A 6,825-nucleotide genomic window follows, 5' to 3' on the forward strand; every position below is an offset into this window, starting at 1 on the left:
AGGCATCGGCGATTGCTTCGCCGATGCCACTCCCGCCGCCGGTGACGACGACTGTCCTCATGGCGCTCATGCCTTCATCTTGACCGTGAGGCCGCCGTCAACAACCAACGACTGCCCGGTCACATAGGCCGCGTCGGCCGAGGTCAGGAACCCAATCACGCTGGCTACCTCCTCCGGCCGCCCAACCCGGCCCCACGGAATGTCCTGCCCTGCGCGTTCCAGACCTTCTGGGCCTAACGAGTTCACGGGATCCAGGGACTGCGGGGTTTCAATCAGGCCGGGGATGACGACGTTGGCCCGGATGCCCCGGGGGCCCAGTTCGACGGCGATGCTCCTGACGAGTCCGAGGATCCCCGCCTTCGCGGCGGCGTAGTGCGCGTGCTGTTCCCAGCCGTAGACTCCACCCGCGATGGACGAGACGGCGACCATGGCGCCGCCGTCGTCCATCCGAGTGGAGCCTGCACGGAGTGTTCGCAGCACACCGGTGAGGTCGACGTCGAGCATGTCGTTCCAGCGCGCGTCGGTCAGCTCGCCCAAGGGAGCATTGCGGAGGACGCCTGCGTTAGCCACCGCGTAGTCCAACCGCCCAAAGTCGTTGAGCGCCCGGTCCGCGAAGGTTTCCACCGACGCGGTGTCCCGGACATCCACGTCCTGGATTACCGCCTGGCCCCCGGCCTGCTCGACCAGGCGGAGCGTTTCCTCCGGGTCGTGCGGATCACCGGGGAAGGTGCCGATGACCGAACGGACCCCGCGCTGGGCGTAATGAACGGCGAGAGCACGCCCGATACCGCTGGCGGCGCCAGTGATTACTGCTACAGGTGACTCATGCACTCGGGTCCTCCAGCAGCTCTTTGGGAATTGGCTTCGCCATCATCATCAGCAATCCCGACACCAGGGTGCCGAGGGCGCCGACCCACAGCGCAGCGGCAGTGGTTCCTGCCGCTGCAGTGACAATGGTGAACAACGCTCCGCCGAGGATGATGCCCGGCTGGCTCATTGCTCCGATGAACGCCAATCCGGTTGCCCGGCAGCTGACGGGGTAGCACTCGGCCATGAAGTACTGGATCGCGGCGTACGGTCCCACCAGGAAGAAAAGGCCAATACCGTAGGTGAGGATGATGAGGAAGGGGGACGAAGCGAGCGGGCTGAGCATCACCGAGAACGAAATCCCGGAGATGATCCAACCGATGATGATGGTCTGCTTCCGGCCGATGACGTCGCCGAACCAGCCGTGGAAGACGTACCCGAAGTAGGCCAGTGCGTTGATGACAATCAGCATCCAGAATGCATCGGACAGTTCCACACCGCGGGAGTTCACCAGTACCGAGGATCCCAGGATGCTGAAGACCATGATGCCGAAGAAGTTTACAATCCAGGCCAGGGAGAAGACGATGGTGTTGCGTCGCAGCTGTGGTTCCCAGATACGCTTCAGGGGAGCCGTTGAGGAGTGCTGGACGCCGAAGGAACCTGCCAGCGCATGAGCTTCATCGACCTTGCCGGATTTTTCCAGCTGGGTCAGTTTCTCGTGCAGTTCAAACTGCGGGGTTTCCTTGAGCTTCTTGGCAATGAGGTAGACAATGATTGCCGCAGGGATGGCCGCCATGATGTACAGCGCACGCCAGCCGAGGGCCGGCAGGAAAGCGAAGGCCAGGGCGGCGGCGAGCAGGAAGCCCAGCGGCCAGCCACCCTGGACAAAGGAGTAGTAGAAGCCAGGGCGTTTGCGCTTCTTTTCATCCTCGGTGACCTGGAAGACCTCGTTCATGTAGGTCGCGTTGACGGCCTGCTCCGAGAAGCCGAGTCCCCCGAAGGATCGGACAACAACCAGCATCGCGTTGCTGATGAATCCCAGTCCGGCAGGGATGATCGAGGTGATGGCTGAGACTGCGGCGGTACCGCCGACGGTGAGCATCATGCCCTTGCGTCGGCCGAGCCGGTCGATCACCGGTCCGATTCCGAAACAGACGATTGCCGTGCCGACGGCAATCCAGGTGTTGATGGCATACGCCTCGGTCTCGGTCCAGCCGAACTCCTCCTGCATGGCGGGAAGCAGGGTGCCGAACAATCCGTAGTCGAAGACTGCGATGGTCCACGCGAGCAACGCCAGGATCATTGCCGTGTTGGTGTTCTTCTTGCTGAAGATGGGCAGCGCGCGTCTTTCGTTCTCAGCGGGCGTTGTCAGGTCAATAAGTGCCGGAGCCTTCATCAGTTGGCTTCCTTTCTGGGATTGTCGGACAGGAACTTGTCGGCGATCTGGTCAAAGGTCCGCCAAGTGACGCCGTCGTGCGACTTGAAGTGCTGGATGAGGCGCTCAAGCATGAGCAGGACCTGCGGCCGGCCCGACACATCGGGGTGGACGGTCATGGTGAAGACGGCCTCGTCCATTTCCTGGTAGACCCAGTCGAACTGGTCCCGCCACATCTGCTCGATATCGCGGGGGTTGACGAATCCATGGGAGTTAGGGGCCGCCTTGATGAACATCATGGGCGGCAGGTCGTCGAGGTACCAGTTGGCGGGAATCTCCACCAGGTCAGTCTCCTGACCGCGAACCAGCGGCTTCATCCACGCCTCAGCGGGCTTGCTGTAGTCGATCTTCGTCCAACTGTCGCCCACCCTGACGTAGTACGGCTCAAAGTCTTTGTGCATCAGGGAATGGTCGTACTTGATGCCCCGTTCCAGCAGAATCTCGTTGGTGATCGTGGAAAATTCCCACCACGGTGCCACGTAGCCGGTGGGGCGCTTTCCTGAAACCTGCTCGATCAGTTCGATAGAACGGTCCAGGATCGCTGTCTCCTGCTCGCGGGTCATCGCGATCGGGTTCTCGTGGGAGTAGCCGTGGACACCGATCTCGTGGCCGGCCTCCACCACCATCCGGGTCAGCTCCGGAAAGGTTTCCAGCGAGTGGCCCGGGATGAACCAGGTGGAGGGAAGGTTGTACTTTTCAAAGAGTCGGAGGATGCGGGGACCTCCTACCTCGCCGCTGAAAAGCCCGCGGGAGATATCGCAGGGCGAGTCCTCGCCGCCGTAGGAGCCGAGCATGCCGGCCACGGCGTCGACATCTACGCCGAATGCAATCTGTATGTTCTTTGTCATGGGTCAGCCTTTCGAAGGGGTCAAAGCGGTCATGGTGTCGTTCTCCTGCGGGACCAGGGAGCCCCGAAGGTGGAAGTGCTGTTCGATGTGGGGGCGGGTCATCCCGAGCGTGAGGAGCAATTGCAGCAGGGTGCGCGCCTGCGCCGGCCTCAGTAGGCCTGCGGGGATGGCTCCCGCGGCGAGGAGGTCCTTCCCGCCACCGGTGCCATACACCGGCACCACTGGTCCCGCATGGACCCGCGTACTAGTGACGACGACGGCGCCCACGGCGGTCGCGTCCGCCACCGCCGTGCACACGACGGGATTGGCATTGCCGATCCCGGTGGCCTCAAGCACAATGCCCACAGCCCCCGCCGCCAGCGCGGCCTCGATCATCACTGCGTCAGCGCCGGGGTAGGAGGCGACGACGTCGGTCCGGGGGAGGCCGACGTCGTCGCCTGGTCGGGGGGCAGGCAAAGGGGCGAAGCGTGCGGGGCGGGCATCCATTGACACTTCACCGGCTTCGGTAACACTGCCGGCCGGATCACTGTCCGGACTGTCGAAGGCCGCGTGGGCTGTGGTGTGGACCTTCTGCACCCCCGCCGCATGGAAAATTTTCCCGGCGAAACTGACGAGCGCACCCCTTCCGCCTGCTTCAGGGGAAGCTGCGACTGCGATGGCCCGCCGCAGGTTGTCCGGCCCATCCGGCGACGGGTGATCCGCGGCGAACTGAGCGCCGGTGAAGACCACCGGCCGCCAGTCGTCGTGGAGCAGGTCGGCCAAGTAGGAGGTTTCCTCGGTGGTGTCGGTTCCGTGGGTGACCACGACGCCGACTGCCAGCGGATTACGCAGCGCAGCCCTGACGGCGGAACAGATCTCCAGCATGTCGGGAAAAGTCAGCCGGTAGGAGCCCTTCCGCATCACGTCGATCACTTTCACAGGTACCGAACCGTGACCGGTGCTTTGCAGCAGCACCTCGCCTGAGTCCTCCGCAATGGTTGCGCCGCCAGACTCAGCGGAGTTACGGGAGGCGATGGTCCCGCCTGTAGCCAGCAGCACCACGTATTGATCATCACCGCTGCTCATAATCACCTCCGTTCTATCTGTTCTGTGGTTACACAATCGTTTGGGTAAACGGCGATCCGGCAAAGGCCAGATATTGCGGCCGGTGTGTCTGGTCCTCAGCGGCTGGTTCGAAAACCCTATGGTTCCGCAACCCAATCGTTTGGGTTGCGTTGAGGAAAAGAATAGAATGTGATTTGGGTCTCGTCAAGGGCTCGGACGAAGTTTTTTATGTCTGAAACAATCAAATACATCATCGGGTAGCTAGACGGAGGGGAGCCTTATGGGTGCAAGAGGTCAAAGCCGCACGCCGGTCACACTGAAGGACCTGGCCAGCGAGTTGGGGATCCACCCCTCGACGGTCTCGCGGGTCCTTCACTCGACATCGGACGTGGCTCGCGGTGCCGCATCTTCTGCCACTGCGCAGAAAGTGCGGGACCTCGCCGTAGAGCGCGGATACTCGCCGGATCCCCAGGCGGCGAGCCTCAGAACCCGCCGGACCCGTGCGCTCGGTGTGATCGTGCCACGGCTCTCCGATATTGTGCTGGCCACCATGTACGAGGGCATCGAGGAAGCCGCAGCTGAGAACAACTATTCAACGTTCGTCATGAACTCCCACGACAGTACTGACGAGCAGCGCAGGAAGGCCGAGATCATGCTGGCCCGCCGTGTGGATGGGCTCATCCTCGGCGACGTGCACGCCGGCAGCGACCTGTTGCCTGACCTGCGCGCACGGCACATTCCGTTTGTGCTCATAAACCGGCGGCATCCAGGCTTCCCGTCAGCAACCTGCGACGACGTCGTGGGGGGAGAATTGGTGGCGGACCACCTCTGGCAGACGGGCCACCGCAGCGTGTCCCTGATCGCCGGAGAACCCTATGCCAGCACGGCCCTTGACCGCACCGCCGGCTTCAGGCAGCGATGGCGGGACCTGGGCGGTGAACTTCCTGACAGCTCGGTGATCTGGTCGCGGTTCGACACCGAGGGCGGCAGGGAGGCGGCCGAAACGATTGTTACGCAGCCCGGCCCGGCGCCGACAGCGGTGTTCGCCGTCAACGACTTCGCGGCGATCGGAGCGATGGGAACGTTCCGCGCTCACGGACTGACTGTGGGGCAGGACATCGCCCTGGTTGGCTTTAACGACACCTCGCTCGCCGCGCAGCTTCCTATCCCGTTGTCCTCGGTGCGCTCGCCGATGTTCCAGATTGGCCGTCAGGCGATGCTGATGCTGCAGCGGGTCATCAACGGTGAGCAGGTCGAATCAGTCAGGATGACCCCCGAACTCTTCGTTCGTGAAAGCAGCGCCGCGTCGGCGCACGGCGAGTCTCAGCGTTCACTGGCCAGCTGAGCCCCAGATGCGGGACCGCAGGGCCTTCCCTTCTGCACGTGCCGCGAGGGCTTCCTCCATTGTCACCGGCTTGAAGGTTGTCTGCGTCCCGGGAGCGCTCCTCGCCAGCAGGTCCATGTCGGAGCTGATGACCGTGGCGACCATTGCATAGCCCCCGCCGGAGACGGCATCGCGGTGGAGCACTATGGGTTCCTTGCCGCCGGGGATCTGGATAGAGCCGATAGCGTAGCCTGCGTCGACAATGTTCGACGGGTCGGAGCCTGCACCGAACGGCTGGACCCGAGGCTTCCATGTGACGGCCGGGCCGGCGTACCGCAGCCCGGTGCGGTCGGCGACGGGCGTCAGGGTCCAGGTGGCGCTGAACAGGGTGTCCAGTCCCTCTTCGGTCAGCCGGTGGTCGTAGAGGCCCGGCAGGACACGGACAGTGACGTTCTTGTCGAAGGATGGCCGGAGGGACTCGTCGATGAAATCCGCGGCTGAGGCGTGGTGTTCTGACGGCGTTGTCCCGACGTCGATGGTGTCGCCTGGTTTGAGAGTGCCCCCTTCGAACCCGCCCATTGCCCCCAGCGCGTAGGTGGACCGGCTGCCCAGCACCACCGGGACGTCGATTCCCCCTTGGATGGCGATGTAGTAGCGAGTCCCGGCGCGGATCATCCCAAAGGACACCTCGTCGCCAGCGACCAGCTCAAGCCGGGTCCACTGCTCCCGGGCTGTCCCGTTGACCAGCACATCTACTGGAGCGCCGGCGACGGCTATGACAGCGTCTGCGTCAGTGGTAAACCGGGGCCCGATGTAGGTGCACTCCAGAACGGCTTCCGCTGGCGTGTTGCCGGCGAGCGCGTTGGCCATCTCGGCCGAGAGTTGGTCCATTGAACCGCCCTGGGGGATTCCGACGTGGTAGTAGCCCGGTCGGCCCCTGTCCTGGACCGTGGTGGCAAGTCCGGGCTCCATGATCCTAATGGCCATTGAGGTGCTCCATGATCTCCTGGTTGTACTCGGTGGGGTGGGCGAGCGCCCGCTCAAGGTCGAACACCACCGGCGTCTGCCGGTAAGTGAACGATCCGTCGGCCACCTGCTGCTGGATTTGTCGGTATTCGGCTTCGTCGACTGGTTTGAACTTCACAATGTCCCCGGGTTTGAAGAAGATCATGAAGTCGTCGAAATCCGACAGGAGCTGGGCGGGATCAAAGATTGGTGCGGCAGCGATCCCGAACATCTGATACCCGCCGGCACCGCGGACCGAATAGATGCAGGCGAAGCATCCACCATGGCCCACGGTCAGGGCAGGCGTATCCGTGCGGGGACTCAGATACTTGGGCACCTCAAGCTGTTGCTCCTGCGGCACA

General features: G+C 63.2%; 7 protein-coding genes. 1 reads left to right on the forward strand and 6 read right to left on the reverse strand.

The features are described 5' to 3' along the window. Nucleotides 1-66: 66 nt before the first annotated feature. The 4 genes from Y708_RS0105835 to Y708_RS23180 are packed head-to-tail and all read right to left on the reverse strand — an operon-like array spanning nt 67 to nt 4,155. The gene (locus Y708_RS0105835; RefSeq protein WP_028279203.1) at nt 67-831 is read right to left on the reverse strand and encodes an SDR family NAD(P)-dependent oxidoreductase; all 765 of its coding nucleotides are present in this window, start codon (nt 829-831) and stop codon (nt 67-69) included. After that, a complete protein-coding gene (locus Y708_RS0105840) occupies nt 824-2,203 on the reverse strand; it encodes an MFS transporter (RefSeq protein WP_051478661.1) in 1,380 nt (459 codons plus the stop codon). The genes Y708_RS0105835 and Y708_RS0105840 overlap by 8 nt, the downstream gene beginning before the upstream one ends. After that, the gene (locus Y708_RS0105845) at nt 2,203-3,090 is read right to left on the reverse strand and encodes a polysaccharide deacetylase family protein (RefSeq protein WP_028279205.1); all 888 of its coding nucleotides are present in this window, start codon (nt 3,088-3,090) and stop codon (nt 2,203-2,205) included. The genes Y708_RS0105840 and Y708_RS0105845 overlap by 1 nt, the downstream gene beginning before the upstream one ends. Before the next feature lie 3 nt (nt 3,091-3,093). After that, nucleotides 3,094-4,155, reverse strand: coding sequence for an asparaginase (locus tag Y708_RS23180; protein ID WP_051478663.1), 1,062 nt, complete (start codon nt 4,153-4,155; stop codon nt 3,094-3,096). Nucleotides 4,156-4,414: 259 nt separating this feature from the next. Between Y708_RS23180 and Y708_RS0105855 the strand changes: the two genes are divergently transcribed. Beyond that, nucleotides 4,415-5,479: a LacI family DNA-binding transcriptional regulator gene (locus Y708_RS0105855; protein WP_028279206.1), complete on the forward strand. Its 1,065-nt coding sequence runs from the start codon at nt 4,415-4,417 to the stop codon at nt 5,477-5,479. On the opposite strand, the gene Y708_RS0105860 is transcribed toward Y708_RS0105855, so the two are convergent. After that, nucleotides 5,465-6,445, reverse strand: coding sequence for a 5-oxoprolinase subunit C family protein (locus Y708_RS0105860; RefSeq protein WP_028279207.1), 981 nt, complete (start codon nt 6,443-6,445; stop codon nt 5,465-5,467). The genes Y708_RS0105855 and Y708_RS0105860 overlap by 15 nt on opposite strands. Beyond that, nucleotides 6,435-6,825: carboxyltransferase domain-containing protein (locus Y708_RS30855; protein WP_035775436.1), on the reverse strand; the 391-nt coding region annotated here is incomplete at its 5' end. The genes Y708_RS0105860 and Y708_RS30855, both read right to left, overlap by 11 nt.

It is taken from the genome of Arthrobacter sp. H5 (assembly GCF_000520595.1).
Taxonomy (GTDB): domain Bacteria; phylum Actinomycetota; class Actinomycetes; order Actinomycetales; family Micrococcaceae; genus Arthrobacter_D.

Bases quoted from the DNA above. Each gene is read 5' to 3' on its own strand.
- Y708_RS23180 (WP_051478663.1), bottom strand. From the start codon at position 4,155: ATGAGCAGCGGTGATGATCAATACGTGGTGCTGCTGGCTACAGGCGGG.
- Y708_RS0105855 (WP_028279206.1), top strand. From the start codon at position 4,415: ATGGGTGCAAGAGGTCAAAGCCGCACGCCGGTCACACTGAAGGACCTG.
- Y708_RS0105860 (WP_028279207.1), bottom strand. From the start codon at position 6,445: ATGGCCATTAGGATCATGGAGCCCGGACTTGCCACCACGGTCCAGGAC.
- Y708_RS0105840 (WP_051478661.1), bottom strand. From the start codon at position 2,203: ATGAAGGCTCCGGCACTTATTGACCTGACAACGCCCGCTGAGAACGAA.
- Y708_RS0105845 (WP_028279205.1), bottom strand. From the start codon at position 3,090: ATGACAAAGAACATACAGATTGCATTCGGCGTAGATGTCGACGCCGTG.